Raw genomic sequence first — 20,145 nt, forward strand, 5'->3', positions numbered from 1 at the left:
GCGGGCCCTTTCGACTTGTGGTAGAGTTGAGTGCGAATAAAATTTGAAGTTTATATTTAAGTATATTGCGTCCATCAAATACCTTCAGTAAGATGATTTTGCAAAAAGATCATACTGCGGAGGGCGGGATGAAGTGGGTATCGGTTTCGGTTGCAGCAATTGTTGCATGGAGTGCTGTGACACAAGTTTATGCTGCTCCCAAAGACAGCCTCGCGCTGGCAATCGGTGGTGAGCCGGATAATGGATTTGATCCATTGGCTGGCTGGGGTGGCTACGGCAATCCCTTGTTCCAATCGACCCTTTTGCGTCGTGATGTCGATCTCGGAACGGTCCCTGATCTTGCAACCGAATGGAAACTCTCTGACGACCGCAAAGTCTGGACGATTAAGCTGCGTGATGATGTGCGTTTTTCCGATGGATCACCACTCACAGCAGAAGATGTTGCATTCACCTTCAATACGGCCAAAGCATCAGCCAATGCGATTGATCTGAGTGTGATGGAAAAGGCAGAAGGGGTTGATAAAAGCACGCTTCGCATTTCGCTGAACAGGCCATGGATCACCTTTGTTGAGGCGTTTTATACGCTCGGTATTGTGCCTGCTGCGACTTATGGGCCAAATTATGCGCGTAAGCCGATAGGTTCCGGGCCTTATAAATTTGTTGCCTGGAATGAAGGCGAACAGCTCATCGTCGAGCGCAATGACGCTTATTACGGTGACAAAGGACCGTTTAAGAAAATAACATTCCTCTTTACTGGCGAAGCGCCAGGGCTTGCGGCTGCAAATGCTGGTGCAGTGGATATGGTCGCAGTTCCGGCCCAACTTGCCGACGCTGTTCCAAGTGGATTTAAGGCAATATCCGTTCAGACGGTCGATAACAGAGGGTTAAGTCTGCCTTTCGCAAAGCCGCATGACGTGGATGGCCGCAAAGTCGGCAATGCGGTGACGTCTGATCCTGCAATCCGCAAAGCAATCAATATGGGGCTTGATCGTAAGTTGATTGTCGATGTAGCGCTGAATAGTCATGGCACGCCAGCATTCGGTCCTGCAGATGGCTTGCCGTGGGCGGGTAAAGCCGATCAGGTCGACTTCAATCTGGATGCTGCAAAAGCACTCCTTGATGAGGCAGGCTGGGTCGCTGGTGATGACGGAATTCGCGTCAGGGAAGGCGTTCGAGCCGCATTTCCGATCAACTATCCTGCCAGCGATGGAACCCGGCAGGCATTGGCCGAAACGGCTGCCGAACTGCTGCGCCCACTGGGTATCGAAGCAACGGCGCAAGGCGGAAGCTGGGACGCGATTGGGCGCGTTATGCATTCCGAGCCGGTGGTTTTTGGCTTTGGCAGTCACTCGCCATATCAGCTTTATAGCCTCTTTGCACAAAAGCTTGGCGGCGTCGAATATATGAATCCCAGTTACTATGCCAACGCCCATGTTGAAGCATTGTTTGAAAAAGCACAGGGCGCTGAAAGCCTTGAAGCCTCGCTGCCTTATTGGGCTGAAGCCGCCGAGTATTACGGTCTGAAGGGTGATAACTCATGGGCATGGCTGGTCAATCTCGATCATGTTTATCTCACAAACAAATGCCTTGATATTGGCAAAACCCAGATTGAGCCGCATGGCCATGGATGGCCGGTAACAGCAACAATTGCAAACTGGCGGTGGACCTGCGAGTGAATGTTGAAATCATCAATCTGATTGCAATTCGCTTTCTGCGTCTTTGCGCATTGGTTTTGTGCGTCGCTTTCGCGGTGTTTTTACTGATGAAAGCCTCGCCGATTGATCCGGTTGATGCTTATCTTGGACCGGCTATGGCCTATGTCGGCCCTGAACAGAAAATGCAGATTGCTGCAATCTGGGGGCTGGACCGTCCTGTTTATGAGCAGTTCCTGCGTTGGGCCGGCAACATTTTGACGGGTGATCTCGGTTTCAGTATCACTTACAACGCGCCGGTCAGTGAAGTGATGAGCGGTCGCATTGGCGCGTCACTGACATTGACGGGTCTTGCTTGGCTGCTATCCGGTCTTCTTGGCTTTGCGCTTGGATTGGTTTCAGCCGCCTATGAAGGGCGCTGGATCGATCGCGTTATTCGTCTCTATTGCTATCTTCTTGCGGCAATGCCGACCTTCTGGCTGGCCATGCTGATGCTGGCGCTGTTCTCGGTTAAACTTGGCTGGACGCCAAACTGCTGTGCGGGTCCGATTGGTGTTCCTTCCGATCAGGTGAGTTTACTTGAACGCATTCAACATCTGATCTTGCCATTATCTGCATTGACACTTTTTGGTGTCGCGCAGATCGCTCTGCACTCACGCGCCAAGCTTATTGAAGTTCTACAATCGGATTACATTACCTTTGCGCGTGCACAAGGCGCGCGTCAGGGCGACATTATCCTTCGTCACGGCGTTCGTAATGCAGCTTTGCCCGCCCTGACGGTCTTGTTTGCTTCAATTGGCGAGATATTTGGCGGGGCAATTCTTGCCGAACAGGTCTTTGCATGGCCGGGATTGGGCCGTGCAACGGTTGAGGCAGGTATTCGCGGCGATGTGGCTCTGCTGCTGGCCATTGCAATGCTTATGACGGTGATCGTTTCGACCGGAAACATGATCGCCGATCTTCTTTACCGCGTCGTTGACCCAAGATTGAGAGAGGGAGCATGACGATCATCCCTCTCAACGGACGCATACGCGCCTTCTTCAGTGCTTTGTTTTCACTGGCAATCATCGTTGCGATTTCTGTTGCCGCATGGGGTTATGGCGAAACCGGCATCCGCTCCAATTTTTCGATACGCAATATGGAGCCGTCTTTTTCGCACTGGTTCGGAACCGATCAGATGGGGCGTGATATGTTTGCCCGGACATTGCACGGTCTCACGCTCAGCCTGCGTGTCGGAATTTTTGCTGCTGGCTTTTCGGTGGTCATCGCCCTTGTGATCGTTCTTCTGTCGGGGCTTGGCAAAACTGCCGATGCGATTGGCAGTTTTGTCACCGATGGTATGCTGGCAATGCCGCATTTTGTTCTGCTTATTCTTATCAGCTTTGCGCTGGGCGGTGGAACAGGTGCGGTTATTATTGCCGTTGCGATTTCGCACTGGCCACGTTTTGCGCGTATTTTGCGCGCTGAACTCATACAGGTGCGCGCAGCACCTTTTGTCGAAGCGTCGCGCAGTTTTGGAAAATCGCGCAGCTTTATCTTGTTGAACCACATTCTTCCGCATCTTCTGCCCCAGATGCTTGTTGGCTTTCTGCTGATGTTTCCGCATGCAATTTTGCATGAAGCAGGTCTTACCTTTTTAGGATTTGGCCTTGAACCATCGCGACCAGCCATCGGCATTATGCTTTCAGAAGCGATGCGTCATATCAGCGGTGGCCGGTGGTGGCTCGCCGTTTTTCCAGGTCTCGCGTTGTTGATCATGGTGCTGTGCTTTGACGTGCTCGCTAATGGATTACGCCGCCTGACCAGTCCGAGAGAGGCTCAGACCTGATGCTTGAAATCAATAATCTTAGCGTTTCGTTTCGTCGGTATAACGGCTTTTTCAGTCAGGATACGATAACCCGCCTGTCGGATATTGAACTCAATATTGCACCGGGCGAGATTGTCGCGCTGGTCGGTCATTCGGGCGCAGGCAAAAGCTTGCTCGCCCATGCCATTCTGGGGCTTCTTCCCAATAATGCCATCGCTAAAGGGGATATTTCTTTTCAAGGCAACCCCCTTTGCAAAAAGAGCCTGAGCGAAAAACGGGGCCGCGACATAGCGCTTTTGCCGCAACAAACAACGTATCTCGATCCAACTGCCAACGTCGGCGCGCTTATTGGCTGGGCCGCAAACCGGGCTGGAAAGCCGCCAGCAATCGAAAGCCGCCTGACTGAAGTGGGATTGAGCGCTGACGTGGCCCGCCTTTATCCGCATCAGCTTTCCGGCGGCATGGCGCGGCGCGTTCTGATGGCGCAGGCAATTTCAGGCGGAGCAAAACTGCTGATCGCTGATGAGCCGACAGCAGGGCTTGACCCCACCAATCGCGACATTATTCTGGAAAAATTGCGTAAACACGCTGACGAAGGCGGTGCTGTTTTGCTGATCACGCATGATCTGATCCCCGTGCTTTCCTATGCGGATCACATTGCGATTTTGAAAGACGGAAAAATGTGTTGTTTAGCGCCGACATCTGCCTTTAGCGGGGCAGGGGATGCGCTTGCTTCTCACTATGCAAAGTCTCTATGGCGTGCGCTGCCGCAAAATGACTTCCATGCCTATGCTTGAAGCCAAGAATGTCAGTGCTGCCTTTGGCAAGCGTATTGTCTTTTCAGACGTTTCGCTGAGCCTGAACACAGCTTCGGTCTATTGTATTTCCGGCCCATCTGGCTGCGGTAAAACCACATTGGGCCGTATTCTCGCTGGGCTGAATCGTCCGAAAGCCGGTGAAGTTACCTTCAACAAGCGCAATATAACTTCAACCGAAACATGGCCTGTTCAGTACCTCTACCAGTCACCGCTAATGGCCATGAACCCACGCTGGCAGATCAGAAAAATCATTGCTGAATCGGGTCCAGTGGATACAGAAATATCACGCACACTTGGCATTGAAACAGAGTGGGAAACCCGCTATCCGCACGAACTCTCTGGCGGGCAGCTACAGCGCGTTTCCATTTTGCGGGCGCTCGGCGCAAAACCTCGATTCTTAATTGCAGATGAAATTACTTCTGCACTCGATCCGGTGGCGCAAGCTCAAATATGGCAACTTTTGATAAAGCTTACCGAGAAGTATAGTCTTGGAATTGTTGCCATCAGCCATGATGAGAGTTTGCTTTCGAGAATTGGTGCAGCAAACAATCATTTCAGATTGGGTGTATAGAGAAACCAAACACAAAGCCGGGAAATTACCCCGGCTTTGTTTATTGCGTCATCAAACAGGTAATCTCTGCCTGACCAATGTCGTCCAGTAAGAAGAACCCCATGCAATCACATCATCGTTGAAGTCATATTTCGGGTGATGCAGATTGGCACTTGGGCCGTTGCCGATATTGATCATTGCGCCCGGCACTTCATTGAGCATGAAGGCAAAATCTTCGCCGCCAAGTGTGGCGGGCATATCGCGGGCAACGCGATCTGAACCCGAAACAGCTTCAGCCGCAAGCGCTGCCAGTTCCGTTTCGCGTTCGTGATTGACGGTCACAGGATAATTGCGCTGATAATCGAGCGTTGCCTTGGCACCAAAAGCATCTGCAATACCCGCGACCGCGCGGGCCAGTCGTTCTTCGATGTGATTGCGTACTTCTTCGCGCAACGTGCGTACCGTGCCCGTCAGCTTAATCTTTTGCGGAATGACATTAAACGCGTCACCACCATGAATGGTGGTGATTGAGATGACAGCGGAATCGAGCGGATCGATGGTGCGTGCGCTCAAAGTCTGAATTGCCTGAATCAGCGCTGCCGTTACAGGAATAGGGTCGATGGTGTGATGCGGGGTGGCGGCATGACCGCCAACGCCTTCGATAGTAATATCAAGCACATCAACCGAGCCCATAATCGGGCCGGAATTGATGATGAATTCACCCACCGGCAGGTTCGGACGGTTATGCATGCCGTAAACTTCGTTGACCGGCCAGCGCTTGAACAGACCGTCATCAATCATCGCCTTGGCACCCGCACCGCCTTCTTCTGCCGGCTGGAAGATCACGATGACGGTGCCGTCAAAAGCCCGGCTTTGTGCGAGTTCACGTGCCGCACCTAAAAGCATCGTGGTATGGCCGTCATGGCCGCAGGCATGCATCTTGCCTGGAATTCTTGAAGCCCATTGAGCGCCAGTTTCCTCAAGGATCGGCAACGCGTCCATGTCCGAGCGAAGAGCAATAGCGCGACCGGATTTGTTGGTTTGTCCACGAATGACGCCGACAACACCTGTGCGGCCAATGCCCGTTACGACGTCATCAAGACCTGCGGCGCGCAGAGCTTCAGCGACCTTTTCCGCTGTACGATGCACCTCATAGAGCAGTTCCGGGTTTTCATGCAGATCACGGCGGAAGGCAATCAGTTCGTCGAGCTGGTTTGAGGTCCAGTTTTCAACCGGCATATCAGGCTCCTTTTTCTTGAGCTTCGAGTTTGTACCGGAAGTCGCAATGGCTTGCGCCCTTCATGATGGTTTGTGTGCGTTCGAGTTTCATTTCCGGGTTGTAGCCAATGCAGAAATCGCCATCTCGATTGCAAGAAAGCAAATGGCCGATATGTCCCAATCCCATGTCGCGATACATTTCCGAATAGCGGCAGCGCTTTACATTGAAATCGAAATGATCACTGCCTTGCGACAGAACTTCGATTTCCAGCGCATTGTCTTTGGTCCAGAGCGGCAGAATATCGGCAAAGTCTTGAAGGTCCGGTGTGCGGCCCAGTTCTTCCGCAAAATTGCGCCCCTGTTCAATCGCAGAGCGCGTTACCGCTTCGCCGATGGCTGCCTGAGCTTCTTCCTCGCCTGACCGCTCGCGAAGAACCTCATAGACATTTTTGAGAACAAGCGCCTCAATGCGGCGACGTTCGAGAATTGGCATCTGATTCATGGATCTACCTTTCGCATGAATGTTATATAGTTTCGCTTATAAATTTGGCTCTGCCATATCCTTACGCCGCAACCAGGCAAGATAAAATGGCGCAATCTTCCGCGCTATTTTGTGGAAGGGCAAAGGGGCAGGCTCGGAAATCGGCAGTGCGAGTTCCTGCAATGGCTCTCCCTCCAGCGCACGTGCAAATTCACGTCCCAGTGCCGTTCCAAGTGCCACGCCGCGCCCATTACATCCGATCCATGCCCAGCCATTGTTGCCAAGCTGATGCATGCGCGGGAAGCGATCCCAAGTCATGCCGATATAGCCGCTCCAGACATGGGTGATTTCGGGCTCACCCATGGCAGGAAAAGCTTCGGCCATGTTGCGGGCGGCCTTTTGCTTAACGCGTTCAGCAACATTATAGTCGCCCATGACAACGCCGCCGGTGATGAGCCGGTTTCGCGCATCATAGCGGAAAAAGCGAAGATCGCCGCGCGTGTCGGACACAGCCTGACGTCCCGGTAGGATCGTTGCACGCAGATTATCGCTCAGGGGAGCTGTCGACATCTGCCATGCCAGAACCGGCACGATGGAGCGTGCAAGACGCGGCGCGAGGCTTTCACGCAACTCGCCCGTATAGGCATTGGTGGCGAGAAGAAAGCCTTTGGCGCGAACTGTTGCATTGCCAGCGCGTACTTCCCAATGATCGCCTTTTCGTTCAAAAGATGTGACCGGGCTTTGTTCATGGATGATTGCGCCATGTGTTTCCGCGGCTTTGGCAAGACCGCGTGCGAGAGCAAGCGGATTGATATGCCCCCCCGTCGGGTTGAACATGCCACCATACCAGAAATCGCTGCCCAAAAGCTTTGATGTCGAGGCGCTATCGAAATATTCCGCCGGAAAGCCAAAACGCTTCCACGCATCGACGCGCGATTGCGACAGTTTTATACGGCCCGGTGAATGCGCAGGCTGGAACCATCCGGTCTGCTCGGCTTCCGCATCTATTTTCTCGTCGCGAACGATAGAAAAAAGAATGTCGGCGCTGTTACCGATGAGCTTTGCAAAACGTGTGCCCGCATCGCCATAACGGGCTGCAATGGCGTCCGGTTCTGCCGCAGTCATTGTCGGGATGACCTGTCCATTGTTGCGCCCCGATGCGCCCCAGCCAACAGCTTTGGCTTCCAGAAGGATCACGCGCTTGCCGCGTTTGGCAAGTTGGAGTGCTGCCGATAATCCCGTGAAGCCACCACCTACAATGACAAAATCCGTCTCAGTATCGGCAGTGAGTGGCGCAGAAGGTTTGCGCTCAGGCGCGGTTGCAGCCCAGATGGAGGGAGGGAAGCTGATATTTTCCATTGTATCCTGCACCTTCATTCTGCGCTGTCAAAGCGCGGCGGCGTCCAGCTTTTGCCGGGGATAGAGGCAAGAAGGCGCTGTGTATATTCATGTTGCGGGTTGGCGAAAACTTCCGCTGTCGGACCGGTTTCAGCGATTTCACCTTTCGACATCACGATGATGCGGTCGCATAATTGGGATGCAACGCGCAGATCATGAGTTACGAAAAGCAGCGACAGATTAAGCCGTTCGCGCAGATCGGCGAGAAGCCGCAAGACCTGAGCCTGAACCGAGACGTCCAGTGCGGAAACCGGCTCGTCAGCCACGATAATGCGTGGCTCCAGCGCCAATGCGCGTGCGATGCCGATGCGCTGACGTTGTCCGCCGGAGAACTCATGTGGGAAACGATCAGCTGCCGCTGGCGAAAGCTCGACCAATTCAAGCAGTTCGCGTGCTTTCGCATGCGCCTGTTTCTTTGGCATGCCATGGACGATTGGTCCCTGTGCAATCAGATCGATGACGCGGCGGCGCGGATTGAGTGATGCCATTGGATCCTGAAACACCATCTGAATATTCTTGCGCATGGCACGGACTTCGCGCGGGCTTGCACTGAGGAAATCTCGGCCATTCAGATCGACTTTCCCACTGTCCGCTTCGAGGAGCCGTGTGACGATGCGTGAGACGGTGGTCTTGCCAGAACCGCTTTCCCCAACGACACCAAGCGTTTCGCCTTGTCGAAGTTCAAAGGACAGGTCTTTCACGGCAGGCACTGCACTGCGCTTACCGCCAAGAATGCCTCCGCGTGCCCTAAATGTCTTTGACAAGGCATCCGCTTTAAGCACGATGGGCTGAATGTTGTCGGATATTCTGGTTGCAGGTGGGGTGAGTGCGGGAACCGCTGCGATAAGCGCTTTTGTATAGGGATGCTGCGGATTGTTGAGTACGTCCTTAGCCGGACCTTCTTCAACAAGTTCGCCAAGCCTGAGCACAGCAACACGATCGGCAATCTCTGCCACTACACCAAAATCATGGGTGATGAACAAGATGCCGGTGCTGTGTTCGCGTTGCAGATCGCGGATAAGCTTGAGAATCTGTGCCTGCGTGGTCACATCAAGCGCAGTTGTCGGCTCGTCTGCAATCAGAAGGCGCGGCTTGAGGATCAGCGCCATGGCGATCATCACGCGCTGGCGCTGCCCGCCGGAAATCTGGTGCGGATAGGCATTATAGGCCGATTGCGGATCAGGAATTTTTACTTCGCGCAAAATTTCCATAACCGATGCGCGGCGCTCTTTACGGCCAAGCTTTGTATGTAGCCGCAGCACTTCATCAATCTGCCAGCCGACTGTCTTCTGCGGATTAAGTGCGGTCATCGGCTCCTGAAAGATCATACCGATGCGGTTGCCGCGCAAGGCCTTCATTTCCTTTTCGCTAAGCGAATAAAGATCGGTGCCTTCAAGCAGGACAGTGCCATTGGTAACGCGCACATGTGGTTCGGGCAGAAGGCGCATGATCGCACCTGCCGACAGCGACTTGCCAGAACCGCTCTCGCCCACGAGGCAGACAATCTCACCCGGATTGACGGTTAATGTCAGATCCTGCAAGGCAAATGGACGATCAGCACCGTCTGGAAGCGCTATTTGCAGATTTTTGATTTCAAGAACCGGGCTGGCTGTCATTTTTTCTGCCTCGGATTAAGCGCATCGTTCAGTCCCTCGCCAAGCAAGCTGAAAGAGAGAACGGTGAGCAGAATGGCAATGCCGGGAATGACCGAGCAGAACCAGTCGGTGCGCAGCACGGCACGGCCCTGGCCGATCATGTTTCCCCAGCTTGCATAATTGGGATCACCAAGACCAAGAAATGCCAGTGCGCTTTCCATCAGAATGGCGGTTGCCATCACAACGGATGCAAATACGATCACTGGAGGCAATGCATTGGGTAGAATTTCGCGGAAAATGATCGACACATTGCCGATGCCCAGATTACGTGCGGCATCGACGAATTCACGTTTGCGAAGGGCCAGAAATTCGGCGCGCACCATACGTGCAGGCGCAGTCCACGAAACAATACCGATGCAGATGATGATATTTTCGATGGATGAGCCGAAGATGGCGACCAGCGCCAGCAACAGCACGAAGCTTGGAACTGTCTGGAAGGCTTCGGTGACGCGCATCAACACATCATCAACCCACCCGCCATAATAGCCGGCAAATGCGCCAATCAGCACGCCGATGAAGATCGATATGAGTGTCGCCACCACACCGATCAGCAATGAAATACGCGCACCGTGAAAAATACCGGACATGATGTCACGACCAAGCTGATCAGTGCCAAGCGGCGTTGTCATATTCACGAACGGCCAGACAAGCGGATCCCCGGCACGGCGCAGCGGATCGCCGGGCGTGATCACGTCAGCAAAAACTGCAATCAGCACAATGAGAATGAAAAGCGCAAGACCAAGCACAGCGGCGCGGTTGCGTTTAAATCTTCGCCAGAGAACTCTTGCGCGAGAGGCTTGCGGGCGCGGGAGAGACAAATCCTGTGATGTCATGACAATTCGATCCTGGAATCAAGCCGCGCATAGATAAGATCGGTGATGAAATTGACGATTATCACAAGGACGGAGCAAAGAAAGATAATGCCCATCAATGTATTGATGTCGCGCTTTATCACCGACATATAGGCAAGCTGGCCAAGCCCCGGCAGGGAGAAGATTGTCTCGATGACTACGGAACCGCCGAGCACTGTCGAGAATTGAAGTCCCAGCAGTGTAACAACCGGCAACAGCGCATTGCGTATGATATGGTGGAACATAAGGCGAGCGCCGCTGGCACCCTTTGCGCGCGCGGTCCGTATATAATCAAGGTCTTCGACTTCCAGAACGCTGGTGCGCATCAGGCGCATATAAAATGCCAGATAAATCAGTGCGAGTGCCGTAGTTGGCATGATGAGGTGTATCGCAATATCGACCACATTATCCCAGCCGGAGTAAAAAGCACCCAGCGTTTTCAACCCGCCAACAGGAAGCCATCCGAGCTTGACGGAGAACACCAACATCAGAAGCAGGCTGAAGAAAAAACTCGGCATCGCATAGAAAATAAGGCCCAGTGTCGAGATTGCATTATCGGTCAATGTATAGGCGCGACGAGCGGCAATCGCACCCAATGCAACGCCGAAAATAAATGCCACCGAGAGAGAGGAAACCATCAGCAGCAGCGTTGGCACCAGACGGTTCATCAGCACATCCCATACGGGTAGCTCATAAACATAGGACCAGCCGAAATCGAGTTGTAAAATTTTGCTCATATAGAGAAGTAACTGCATCCAGACCGGCTGATCCAGACCGTATTCAGCACGCAGATTGGCAACGAACTGTGGATCGGCACCGCCCATATCGCCCACAAGAGCGTCAACAGTATCGCCAGGGGCGAGCTTTATAATCAGAAACGACCCGATCATGATCAGAAGTATGACGGGGATCGCCTGCAAAATGCGCCGCAGCGCAAAACTCAAAAGGGGAGGCAAGGGCATGGCGGAGCATCCGATGGAATATTATAGGCAATACCGCCGATGGAATCCCATCGACGGTATTGTTTTCTCAGTTTATTGATCAATCCACAGATCGTACCAGCTTGAAGAATCCCAACGCGGTGTGTTGTGGTGGTTCTTCAGAGCCTTGTTGGTTACGCCGATGAACGGATGCTCGATGGCGAAAATAACCGGAAGGTCCTTCATTTCAAGCTGCTGAATCTGATGGTAAAGCTCAGCGCGCTTGGCAGGGTCTAGCTCGGTTGCAGCCTGATCGATCAGACTATCCATTTCGTCAGATTTGTAATCGAACTGGTTCGACCATGCAGTTCCGACAGGAGCGCCGGAGCGCAACCAGACAGTGGTCGAGACAGCCGGATCTGAACGGAACTGGTGCCAGCCGCTGGCGGTATCGAAATCATGATCGCGATAGACGCCATTGAGGAAGCCCGGCGCATCATTGGTGATGAGCTGAACATCAATGCCCACTTCCTTCATGGCCTGCGCATAATATTCAGACCAGAGCTGGGTATATTCGCCCCACGGTGCTGGACGATGGCGCAGCTTGAAACGGACGCCGTCGGGTCCTGCTGGATAGCCAGCTTCATCAAGAAGCTGCTTCGCCTTTTCGACGTCATACGGATAGGTCTGAACCTGATCGGTGTAATTTGCGCCGCCCGAACTTGGGATCGGGCCACGGCCCGGCTTGGCATAGCCGCGCATGATCGACTGGATCGCAAAATCGATGTCGAGGGCATGGTAGATCGCCTGACGAACTTTCAGATTTGCAAGGATCGGATTGCGTAGATTGAACTCAACGGTCGAGTGAGCGACGTTGTTTTCAAAGCCCTTGGTTCCGGTGTCGAAACGGCCGTCTTTTGCAAGGCGCTCGGTATCCGACATGGAAATGCCGTTGAAAGCGGTTTCCATGACTTCGCCGGATTCAAGTGCTGCCGCTGCTGCTGCCTTATCAGGCATGAAACGCCAGATTACGCGATCAAGATATGGATATTCCTTGCCGCGCCAGTAATCGTCATTGCGCTGCGCAATGATGTGCTGTCCGCGCTCATATTCAACGAATTTGAACGGACCAGTGCCGACAGGTGCAGAGTTATACTTGTTCTTGAGGATGTCGGTGCCTTCATAAAGATGCTTGGCTACCGGATGGCCAAGATCAGGCATGGCAGCGACCAGAAGATCGAGCGGCATCGGCTTTGAATAGCGGAAAACAGCGGTGTGTGGGTCTGTGCAATCGACCGCCTCCAGGTTGGCCTGTAACGTTGTCGAATAGTTCAGCAGCTTCTTCCACAGGTTCATTGCGCTGAACGAAACGTCTTCGCAAGTGAATGGCTCTCCATCATGCCAGCGTACATTTTCGCGCAGCTTGAAGGTGATTTCCTTGCCATCTTCCGATGAAGTCCAGCTCGTCGCCAGCACAGGCACATAGCCTTCATATGTGCGGTCGATCAATGGTTCCATGATGCGGCCAGTGATCTGATAAATGCCTGTGGAGGCACGCAAGGCCGGATTAAGGATACCCTGCTCGGTATTCATATGGACGATGACTGTGCCGCCGCGTTTTACTTCTTCGGCATGGGAGGGTGCCGTTGCGAGTGAAAAAGCAGCGAGAAACAGGCCAAGGCCAGCTTTCCTGATATGCATTTTATGTTCCCCTAAAGAACGTTGAGGGAGGGCTTTCCAGCCTCTTTTCCCGCAGGTTCCATTATTGTTCAAGTCCCTGAAAACACTCGAAAATGAGTGAATCCATCCTGAATCTTCTATGCAAGCACTGTTATGCTAGAATCTATAGAAATAATGTCAATATAAACTAACATTTGTTTTGAAAATGGAAAATTATATCGCAATTTCTGCGTTAATAAGTCTCAATTTTCTCTGGCAAGGGTTAGGTTCGACTTAAATTTCGTGCCCGTTCATTCTTGACAGAGATCAGGAGTACGTTTTGAAAATATGGAATAGCTGTTGCTGAAAGATGTCCGTAAAGAAAAGGAAAGCCTGCATGTCCCATCCTGTCAGAGGTGTTGATCACACCTTCTTGCTTGTTAACAATCTCGAAGAAAGTGCGGAGCACTATCGCCGCCTTGGCTTTACGCTCAGCCCACGTGGCCTTCACAGCAAGGAAAAAGGCACCGGCAATTATACGATTATGTTCCCGAAGGATTATTTTGAGCTTCTGGGGATTGTTGCGGAAACAGCTGGTAATCTGCATCAGCGTGAGAAGCTTGCCGCACAAGGTGAGGGGTTGCATGCCATCGCCTGCCGCATCGATAGCGCATCACAGGCCAAAGCGGAACTGGCTACCCTGGGCCTTGAGACGGGTGAGGTGGGTTCCTTTTCGCGCCCGGTTCAGTTGCCGAATGGCGGGGAAGGTGTTGCTGCTTTTGAGACGGCTTCATTCTCCGAGCGCGAAGTGCCGCAAGGCATGGTTTTTATGTGTCAGCATAAGACCCGCGAGACTGTCTGGCTCCCGGAACTGATCGAACACGAAAACGGTGCAATCGGACTTTCGGCAATAGTCGCAGTTTCTGTTGATGCGGAAGTATCGGCAAAGCGTTTTGCGAAGCTTTTTGCTGATGCAAAAGCGACGGGCGCAGATGGCGTATGGCGTGTTTATACAGGGCCGGATTCTGCTGATATTCTTGTTTACGATCGCAGCCATGCAGAACAACTCTATGGAGCTGCTGTTTTAAATAAAACTTCGATTCAAGCGTTTTCTGGCTTGCGCATCCGGGTTGCTTCGCTCGACAAGGTCTGCGCAGTTCTGAAAGCCAACAATGTTGCTTATACTGAATCATCAGGCCGCATTATTGTTTCGCCCGATGATGCGAATGGAACAATTCTCGAATTCACAGTTTAAGCCAATTCGGCGCCGGTTTGATACAATCAGATCGGCGCTTTGAATATATTGCCACCGAGTTGCCGCTCAATTTCGCTAACAGCTACTTGCGCACGGACGGAATTGCCGGCTTCATCAAGCGGGGGCGAAAATGCAGCAATCGCTAGTTTGCCCGGAATAACCGCGACAAGACCACCGCCGACGCCACTTTTTGCAGGCAAGCCAACGGAATAGGCCCAATCGCCAGAGGAGGTGTATAGGCCTTCCATCATCATTTCTGCGAGTAACGGGGCGACATGCTCTTGCTTCACAACGCGCTTCTTGGTGATTGGATTGACGCCACCGCCAGCAAGCGTTGCTCCCATGGTTGCGAGATCAACACAATCGACAAGTGTCGAGCATTGACGTGTATAGACGTCGACCGCCCGCATTGGGTCACTATAACAAGTGCCTGCGCTGTAAAGCAGCCAGCCAATCGCCCGGTTGTGAAAATTCGTGTCTTGTTCCGATTGATTGACTTCATCGCTGAGCTGGATTTTACGCCCTGCAAACTGGCTTTGCATGTCGAGAATATTCGACCAGCATTGCTCCGCATCGTCACCCGGAACCAGACTTGCAGCAGCTATCGCGCCTGCATTTACCAGCGGTGACAGTGGCTTTCCTTCATGCAATTCCAGCGCCTGCACGGAATTGAATGGCATGCCGGTTGGGCTGTCGCCCAGCTTTTCCTTGACGGCTTTTGCACCGATCTTTTCCATCACCAGAGCCAGCGTAAAAACTTTAGAAATGGATTCCAGTGCGAATTTATAGTCGGTATCGCCGTGTTTAAAGACTTGACCATCGGCCGTCACGATCGCGACGCCAATCAGTTCACTGGGAACCTTAGCCAGGAAAGGAATGTAATCTGCATTTTTTCCACCAGATGACTGCTTCGCGATTTCATAAGCAGAGATAACTTGATCTTGAAGATTTAATGACAACTTACACCCCCTAAAAACCAATATTTTCAGATGCAGATAGTAAATTACGCATAATGAATTTGCTGTGGCAATAGCTAATGTAATTATTTTCTAATTCAATTAACTAATTTAATATTATCCTATAATTATGGTTGACAGGATGCTTGTCTATAAGCAACGAATTGAATGGTAATATATCTTGGTATCATCCGTAAATTGAGGGCGAGGCATGACTAAGAAATCTATTTCCGCAAAATACAACAGCTTGGACGATGTATATGCGTCATTAGAATTATCTGCTTCTTTGCCTAAGACAAAATTTCCCAAAGAAGAGCGCGATCCGCGTAATGTGTTTGCTGCCGTTCGCGATGAACTGATGCTGGATGGCAATTCGCGTCAGAATCTTGCAACATTTTGTCAGACATGGGTCGATGATGAAATTCGCCAGCTAATGGATTTGTCGATCGATAAGAACATGATCGACAAGGATGAATATCCGCAGACAGCAGAGATTGAAGCGCGTTGTGTGCATATGATCGCTGATTTGTGGAATTCGCCAGACGCAGAAAATACGCTTGGCTGTTCGACGACCGGTTCATCGGAAGCTGCAATGTTGGGCGGGCTTGCGCTCAAATGGCAATGGCGAAAGAAGCGCGCTGCCGCAGGTCTGTCAACCGACAAGCCGAACATGATCTGCGGTCCTGTGCAGATTTGCTGGCATAAATTTGCCCGCTATTTCGATGTTGAGTTGCGCGAAATTCCGCTTGAAGGTGATCGTCTGATCATGAGCCCTGAAGAAGTGCTCAAGCGCGTCGATGAGAATACAATCGGCGTCATTCCGACGATGGGGGTTACGTTTACCTGCCAGTATGAGCCGGTGAAGGCTGTCCATGATGCATTGGATAAGCTTCAGAAAGAAACCGGGCTGGACGTTCCTATTCACGTCGACGGTGCGAGCGGTGGATTCCTGGCACCTTTCTGTGCGCCTGACATTGAGTGGGATTTCCGATTGCCGCGCGTGAAATCTATTAATGCATCGGGCCATAAATTTGGTCTTGCCCCTTTGGGCGCTGGCTGGATTGTCTGGCGAGAGGCCTCTGATCTACCGGAAGAACTGATATTCAATGTGAATTATCTTGGCGGCAACATGCCGACATTTGCATTGAATTTCTCACGTCCTGGCGGTCAGATCATCGCGCAGTATTACAACTTCTTGCGTCTGGGACATGAAGGCTACGCGAAGATTCACAATGCCTGCTATGAAACGGCGCAGTATCTGTCAGCCGAGATCGCAAAGCTTGGACCATTTGAGATGATCTTCGATGGCGACAGCCAGAAGGGCATTCCCGCGCTGGCATGGAAGCTGAAAGAAGGTCAGACAATCGGTGGTTACACACTTTATGATGTGGCTGATCGTTTGCGTAGCCGGGGTTGGCAGGTGCCGGCCTATTCAATGCCGGCAGATCGTGAAGATCTTGTAGTGCAGCGTATTCTGGTGCGCCACGGCGTGAGCCGTGATCTGGGTAGCCTTCTGATCGACGATCTCAAGCGCAGCCTTGATTATTTCGAAAAGCATCCGGTCAGCAAGCCACTGTCGGAAGACGAGGCTGGTGGCTTCAGCCATACTTAAGTTACTCTAGGCCGTGTGGACGATTATGTTTTGGAGCGTGGTATGGATGAAAATAGCACAGGTTTAGGAGCAAAGCCGAAGGTGGAGTAGTTCTCCATCAAGGTTTTGCGACGCAAAGCTGGGTTATTTTCACCATATCCCTCCGGGACGTGGCGGGTTTTCTCTCTGAATGCGTCGAACAACCCTTGTGGAGAACCACTCCATGGCGGTCTGTTCTCCTGTTCAGAAACAAAATCCGTCTCACGCCACGCCCGAAAAATAATCGTTCACACGGCCTACGTTCATTTGAATATTCGCAACTTACTCAAGAGATTGATGTTCAATCAGTCTCGTGAGCGTCTCTATACTCGGGAGAATTGCTATGGCGAATACCAAGGCGGCAAGTCCGGCTAAACAACTATCGATGATCGGCTTTTTTGCCATTACCGCTTCAATGGTGATGGCAGTTTACGAATATCCAACATTTGCGACGTCAGGTTTTAGTCTGGTGTTCTTCCTGCTGCTCGGTGGGATTTTGTGGTTCATTCCAGTCGGTCTTTGTGCGGCAGAAATGGCCACCGTCGAAGGATGGGAAGAGGGGGGTGTTTTTGCCTGGGTTTCCAATACGCTCGGCGAACGATGGGGCTTTGCTGCAATTTCGTTCTGCTATCTCGAAATCGCTATCGGTTTTCTCCCGATGCTTTACTTTGTACTCGGCGCACTCTCCTATATTCTGAGTTGGCCCGCATTGAATTCCGACCCGATTATCAAAACCATAGCCGCACTGATAATTCTTTGGGCGCTGGCTTTTACACAGTTGGGCGGAACCAAATATACTGCAATTATCGCCAAAGTTGGCTTCTTCGCCGGAATTTTGCTGCCAGCAATCATTCTTGCGGCATTGGCTATCGCTTATCTTTCGAGCGGCGCGCCTTTGCAGATTGAAATGTCCGCGCAGACTTTCTTCCCTGACTTCACCCAGATCGGCACGCTTGTTGTCTTCGTAGCATTTATTTTGAGCTACATGGGTGTTGAAGCGTCTGCGACCCACGTCAACGAAATGAAGAATCCGGGCCGTGATTATCCGATGGCCATGTTCCTTTTGATGGCGGCTGCGATCATTCTGAGTTCCATCGGTGGTTTGTCGGTTGCGGCAACCATTGCAGCGGATGACATTAATCTTTCATCCGGTGTGGTTCAGACATTCAGCGCGCTGGTGGCGCATTTCGGCCCGGGATTTGAGTGGACTGTTCGTATCATTGCAGCGTTGCTTCTGCTTGGTGTTCTTGCCGAAATTGCTGCATGGATCGTCGGACCGGCGCGTGGAATGTATGTTACGGCGCAGAAGGGCATTCTTCCTACAGCTTTCGCTAAGGTGAACAAGAACGGTGTTCCTGTTCCGCTGGTTGTCGCGCAGCTTATCCTGACGTCTATTGCGATCATCGTTCTGACCAATACAGGCGGCGGCAGCAATATGTCGTTTCTGATCGCCCTTGCGCTGACCGTGGTTATCTATCTGTGCACTTATTTCCTGCTGTTCCTCGGTTACATTCAATTGATCCTGAAACAGCCGGAACTCAAGCGGACATTCCGTGTGCCCGGCAGTAACGGGTTTAAAATTACCGTCGCTGTGGTTGGTTTCCTCGTGTCGCTGCTTGCATTCTTCGTGTCGTTCTACCCGCCGACTTCCATCGGTGGTGAGAGCGCAGACGAAACTTATGTGACGCTGCTGGTAATCAGCTTCCTCGTCGTTCTGGTTATTCCTTTTATTGTCTACGCTGTACATGACAAGAGCGGGAAATCTACGGGTATGAAGATGGTGCATATCAAGTTGCATAATGCTCCGGATGGACACTTCTTTATGCATCCACGTGCGCGACCAACGCATCATATCATTCCGGATACTGAGGTGGTCAAAAGCACGAAATAGTATAACGAAACATATGAGCCGATTATGCATCCCGAAAACTGGAAACGGCTTTCGGGATGCAAATTAAATAAGTTATCTATTAACCGGATTTTTCTTGATAATTGATTGATAGTTTTATTTCTGGCGGCTATTTCTTTTATGAAAGTTTCTGAAGTGCAGAAAAGTAAGTGTCAGCGTTGAAGGGGGAATAAACAGTGTCTTTGATCTCAACAGTCGTACCGTTCCTATCAGAAGCATCTGCCTACCATATCCCCCAGGATCTATGGCTTGCATGTACGGCTCTTATGTTCCGCGATGCGGGCGGCGGCGCTTATGCCGGACGTACCATGGAATTGTCCATGGAACTGCCTTACGTGGTGGCGAGCATACCGAAAGGACATCAGTTTTCTTCCGTGGTCGATGGCCACGATCCGCTAGAATTCCAGTCCAAATACGGAGTTTTTGGGATTGCCGTCCCAAATGGCAGTCTTGCTGATCTGAAAATTGTCGAAGGTTTGAACGAAGCAGGTCTTACCTTTAGCGTACTCGCTTTCGCCGGTGCGTCCGGGCCTGCGGATAATGCTGCAAAGACAAAAGCGATGCTTGCAGCAATCGATCTCGGAGCATGGGTTCTGGGCCAGTTTGCCACTGCTGCCGAAGTGAAAACAGCGCTTAGTGACAACACGGTTATTCTGACAGCGTTGGTGCCCCTTCACGGTGCAAAGACGCCTTTCCATTTTGTCGTGCATGACCGCACGGGCAGATCTATTGTCATTGAATTTTCGGGTGATCGTCAAAATGTCTATGACAATCCGGTAGGTGTCATGACCAATGGGCCGGAATTCACATGGCATCTGACCAATCTCAATAATTATACCTTCCTAAACAACCTTGATCAGTCGACAGGCAAGTTTGGGGATCTTGAGGTTTCGCAGCCAGATTCAGGTATCGCGACCGCAGGTTTGCCTGCGTCTAATACGTCTGTCGGGCGTTTTGTGCGCGCGGCCTATTACGCGCACTTTGCTGAAAAAGCAGCTCCGGAAAAGGCAATCCGTGCACTTGGCCATATCATGAACAATTTTGATCGTCCGCGCGGGATCACGATTGATCCTCCACAGTCGGGTGGATTGGATATTGAAGGCGCTTTGGCATCAGATGGTCAGGAATACAAAACCGAATATACATCATGGACAGTGCTTGGCGACCTGACCAACAATGCGCTTTACGTGCGCACTTACGATGCAATAAACTTTATCAAGTTTGATCTTAATCGGCTGTTTGCGCAGAACGAACTTAAGATCGCAGCACTCGATAAAATCTCATCCATAGAGGTTCTTGATGCGACGGATATTCTGCTCAAGTAGACATCTTTCTCAAAGCTGTTTCATCAACCCATGGGATGAATAGTTGGTACCAACAGGTGAG

The 20,145-nt window shown here is 51.7% G+C and carries 17 protein-coding genes; 9 read left to right on the forward strand and 8 right to left on the reverse strand.

Going from position 1 to position 20,145, the window contains the following annotated elements; all coding sequences use genetic code 11:
- The first annotated feature begins 128 nt into the window (after positions 1 to 128).
- The 5 genes from CEV31_RS14270 to CEV31_RS14290 are packed head-to-tail and all read left to right on the forward strand — an operon-like array spanning position 129 to position 4,848.
- The gene (locus tag CEV31_RS14270) at positions 129 to 1,676 is read left to right on the forward strand and encodes an ABC transporter substrate-binding protein (RefSeq protein WP_094508522.1); all 1,548 of its coding nucleotides are present in this window, start codon (positions 129 to 131) and stop codon (positions 1,674 to 1,676) included.
- Positions 1,673 to 2,656: an ABC transporter permease gene (locus tag CEV31_RS14275; protein WP_235818114.1), complete on the forward strand. Its 984-nt coding sequence runs from the start codon at positions 1,673 to 1,675 to the stop codon at positions 2,654 to 2,656. The genes CEV31_RS14270 and CEV31_RS14275 overlap by 4 nt, the downstream gene beginning before the upstream one ends.
- Positions 2,653 to 3,480 (forward strand): ABC transporter permease, encoded by an 828-nt coding sequence (locus tag CEV31_RS14280; protein ID WP_094507731.1) that lies wholly within the window; start codon positions 2,653 to 2,655, stop codon positions 3,478 to 3,480. Before CEV31_RS14275 ends, CEV31_RS14280 begins: the two co-directional genes overlap by 4 nt.
- On the forward strand, positions 3,480 to 4,256 hold the full coding sequence (locus CEV31_RS14285; RefSeq protein ID WP_094507732.1) for an ATP-binding cassette domain-containing protein: 777 nt from the start codon (positions 3,480 to 3,482) through the stop codon (positions 4,254 to 4,256). The genes CEV31_RS14280 and CEV31_RS14285 overlap by 1 nt, the downstream gene beginning before the upstream one ends.
- Complete coding sequence (locus CEV31_RS14290) at positions 4,234 to 4,848, forward strand: ABC transporter ATP-binding protein (protein WP_169717368.1); 615 nt, start codon at positions 4,234 to 4,236, stop codon at positions 4,846 to 4,848. The genes CEV31_RS14285 and CEV31_RS14290 overlap by 23 nt, the downstream gene beginning before the upstream one ends.
- Before the next feature lie 51 nt (positions 4,849 to 4,899).
- Here CEV31_RS14290 and CEV31_RS14295 read toward each other — a convergent pair whose 3' ends face one another.
- The 7 genes from CEV31_RS14295 to CEV31_RS14325 all read right to left on the reverse strand — a co-directional run bounded on the left by CEV31_RS14295 (position 4,900) and on the right by CEV31_RS14325 (position 13,051).
- A complete protein-coding gene (locus tag CEV31_RS14295) occupies positions 4,900 to 6,066 on the reverse strand; it encodes a M20 aminoacylase family protein (RefSeq protein WP_094507734.1) in 1,167 nt (388 codons plus the stop codon).
- Position 6,067: 1 nt separating this feature from the next.
- Entirely contained in the window at positions 6,068 to 6,547 is a 480-nt protein-coding gene (locus tag CEV31_RS14300; protein ID WP_094507735.1) for an L-2-amino-thiazoline-4-carboxylic acid hydrolase, read from the reverse strand.
- Between the two features lie 36 nt (positions 6,548 to 6,583).
- A complete protein-coding gene (locus CEV31_RS14305; protein WP_094508526.1) occupies positions 6,584 to 7,885 on the reverse strand; it encodes an NAD(P)/FAD-dependent oxidoreductase in 1,302 nt (433 codons plus the stop codon).
- 14 nt (positions 7,886 to 7,899) lie between these two features.
- Positions 7,900 to 9,540: an ABC transporter ATP-binding protein gene (locus CEV31_RS14310; protein WP_094507736.1), complete on the reverse strand. Its 1,641-nt coding sequence runs from the start codon at positions 9,538 to 9,540 to the stop codon at positions 7,900 to 7,902.
- On the reverse strand, positions 9,537 to 10,412 hold the full coding sequence (locus CEV31_RS14315; protein WP_094507737.1) for an ABC transporter permease: 876 nt from the start codon (positions 10,410 to 10,412) through the stop codon (positions 9,537 to 9,539). Before CEV31_RS14315 ends, CEV31_RS14310 begins: the two co-directional genes overlap by 4 nt.
- Positions 10,409 to 11,392 (reverse strand): ABC transporter permease, encoded by a 984-nt coding sequence (locus tag CEV31_RS14320; protein ID WP_094507738.1) that lies wholly within the window; start codon positions 11,390 to 11,392, stop codon positions 10,409 to 10,411. Before CEV31_RS14320 ends, CEV31_RS14315 begins: the two co-directional genes overlap by 4 nt.
- Positions 11,393 to 11,464: 72 nt before the next feature.
- Entirely contained in the window at positions 11,465 to 13,051 is a 1,587-nt protein-coding gene (locus CEV31_RS14325; protein ID WP_094507739.1) for an ABC transporter substrate-binding protein, read from the reverse strand.
- Positions 13,052 to 13,406: 355 nt separating this feature from the next.
- Here CEV31_RS14325 and CEV31_RS14330 point away from each other — a divergent pair, with 355 nt between their 5' ends.
- Positions 13,407 to 14,264 carry a VOC family protein gene (locus CEV31_RS14330; protein ID WP_094508528.1) on the forward strand — a complete coding sequence of 286 codons (858 nt, stop codon included), beginning with the start codon at positions 13,407 to 13,409 and terminating at the stop codon, positions 14,262 to 14,264.
- Between the two features lie 26 nt (positions 14,265 to 14,290).
- Here CEV31_RS14330 and glsA read toward each other — a convergent pair whose 3' ends face one another.
- Positions 14,291 to 15,223, reverse strand: a complete 933-nt coding sequence (glsA, locus tag CEV31_RS14335) for a glutaminase A (protein WP_094507740.1) — start codon at positions 15,221 to 15,223, stop codon at positions 14,291 to 14,293.
- Positions 15,224 to 15,431: 208 nt separating this feature from the next.
- On the opposite strand from glsA, the gene CEV31_RS14340 reads away from it, so the two are divergent.
- The 3 genes from CEV31_RS14340 (at position 15,432) to CEV31_RS14350 (ending at position 20,084) form a co-directional block, all read left to right on the forward strand.
- Positions 15,432 to 16,832, forward strand: coding sequence for a glutamate decarboxylase (locus CEV31_RS14340; protein WP_094507741.1), 1,401 nt, complete (start codon positions 15,432 to 15,434; stop codon positions 16,830 to 16,832).
- A 361-nt stretch (positions 16,833 to 17,193) separates the two neighbouring features.
- Positions 17,194 to 18,741 (forward strand): glutamate:gamma-aminobutyrate antiporter, encoded by a 1,548-nt coding sequence (gene gadC, locus CEV31_RS14345; RefSeq protein WP_094507742.1) that lies wholly within the window; start codon positions 17,194 to 17,196, stop codon positions 18,739 to 18,741.
- A gap of 194 nt (positions 18,742 to 18,935) precedes the next feature.
- Positions 18,936 to 20,084 (forward strand): linear amide C-N hydrolase, encoded by a 1,149-nt coding sequence (locus CEV31_RS14350; protein WP_094507743.1) that lies wholly within the window; start codon positions 18,936 to 18,938, stop codon positions 20,082 to 20,084.
- Positions 20,085 to 20,145: the final 61 nt, after the last annotated feature.

The sequence above is a fragment of the Brucella thiophenivorans genome (assembly GCF_002252445.1).
GTDB lineage: Bacteria > Pseudomonadota > Alphaproteobacteria > Rhizobiales > Rhizobiaceae > Brucella > Brucella thiophenivorans.

Coding starts and splice junctions, on each gene's coding strand:
- CEV31_RS14295 (WP_094507734.1), bottom strand. CDS start 6,066: ATGCCGGTTGAAAACTGGACCTCAAACCAGCTCGACGAACTGATTGCC.
- CEV31_RS14310 (WP_094507736.1), bottom strand. CDS start 9,540: ATGACAGCCAGCCCGGTTCTTGAAATCAAAAATCTGCAAATAGCGCTT.
- gadC (WP_094507742.1), top strand. CDS start 17,194: ATGGCGAATACCAAGGCGGCAAGTCCGGCTAAACAACTATCGATGATC.
- CEV31_RS14320 (WP_094507738.1), bottom strand. CDS start 11,392: ATGCCCTTGCCTCCCCTTTTGAGTTTTGCGCTGCGGCGCATTTTGCAG.
- CEV31_RS14325 (WP_094507739.1), bottom strand. CDS start 13,051: ATGCATATCAGGAAAGCTGGCCTTGGCCTGTTTCTCGCTGCTTTTTCA.
- CEV31_RS14305 (WP_094508526.1), bottom strand. CDS start 7,885: ATGGAAAATATCAGCTTCCCTCCCTCCATCTGGGCTGCAACCGCGCCT.
- CEV31_RS14290 (WP_169717368.1), top strand. CDS start 4,234: ATGACTTCCATGCCTATGCTTGAAGCCAAGAATGTCAGTGCTGCCTTT.
- CEV31_RS14280 (WP_094507731.1), top strand. CDS start 2,653: ATGACGATCATCCCTCTCAACGGACGCATACGCGCCTTCTTCAGTGCT.
- CEV31_RS14315 (WP_094507737.1), bottom strand. CDS start 10,412: ATGACATCACAGGATTTGTCTCTCCCGCGCCCGCAAGCCTCTCGCGCA.
- CEV31_RS14285 (WP_094507732.1), top strand. CDS start 3,480: ATGCTTGAAATCAATAATCTTAGCGTTTCGTTTCGTCGGTATAACGGC.
- CEV31_RS14300 (WP_094507735.1), bottom strand. CDS start 6,547: ATGAATCAGATGCCAATTCTCGAACGTCGCCGCATTGAGGCGCTTGTT.
- CEV31_RS14270 (WP_094508522.1), top strand. CDS start 129: ATGAAGTGGGTATCGGTTTCGGTTGCAGCAATTGTTGCATGGAGTGCT.
- CEV31_RS14340 (WP_094507741.1), top strand. CDS start 15,432: ATGACTAAGAAATCTATTTCCGCAAAATACAACAGCTTGGACGATGTA.
- CEV31_RS14330 (WP_094508528.1), top strand. CDS start 13,407: ATGTCCCATCCTGTCAGAGGTGTTGATCACACCTTCTTGCTTGTTAAC.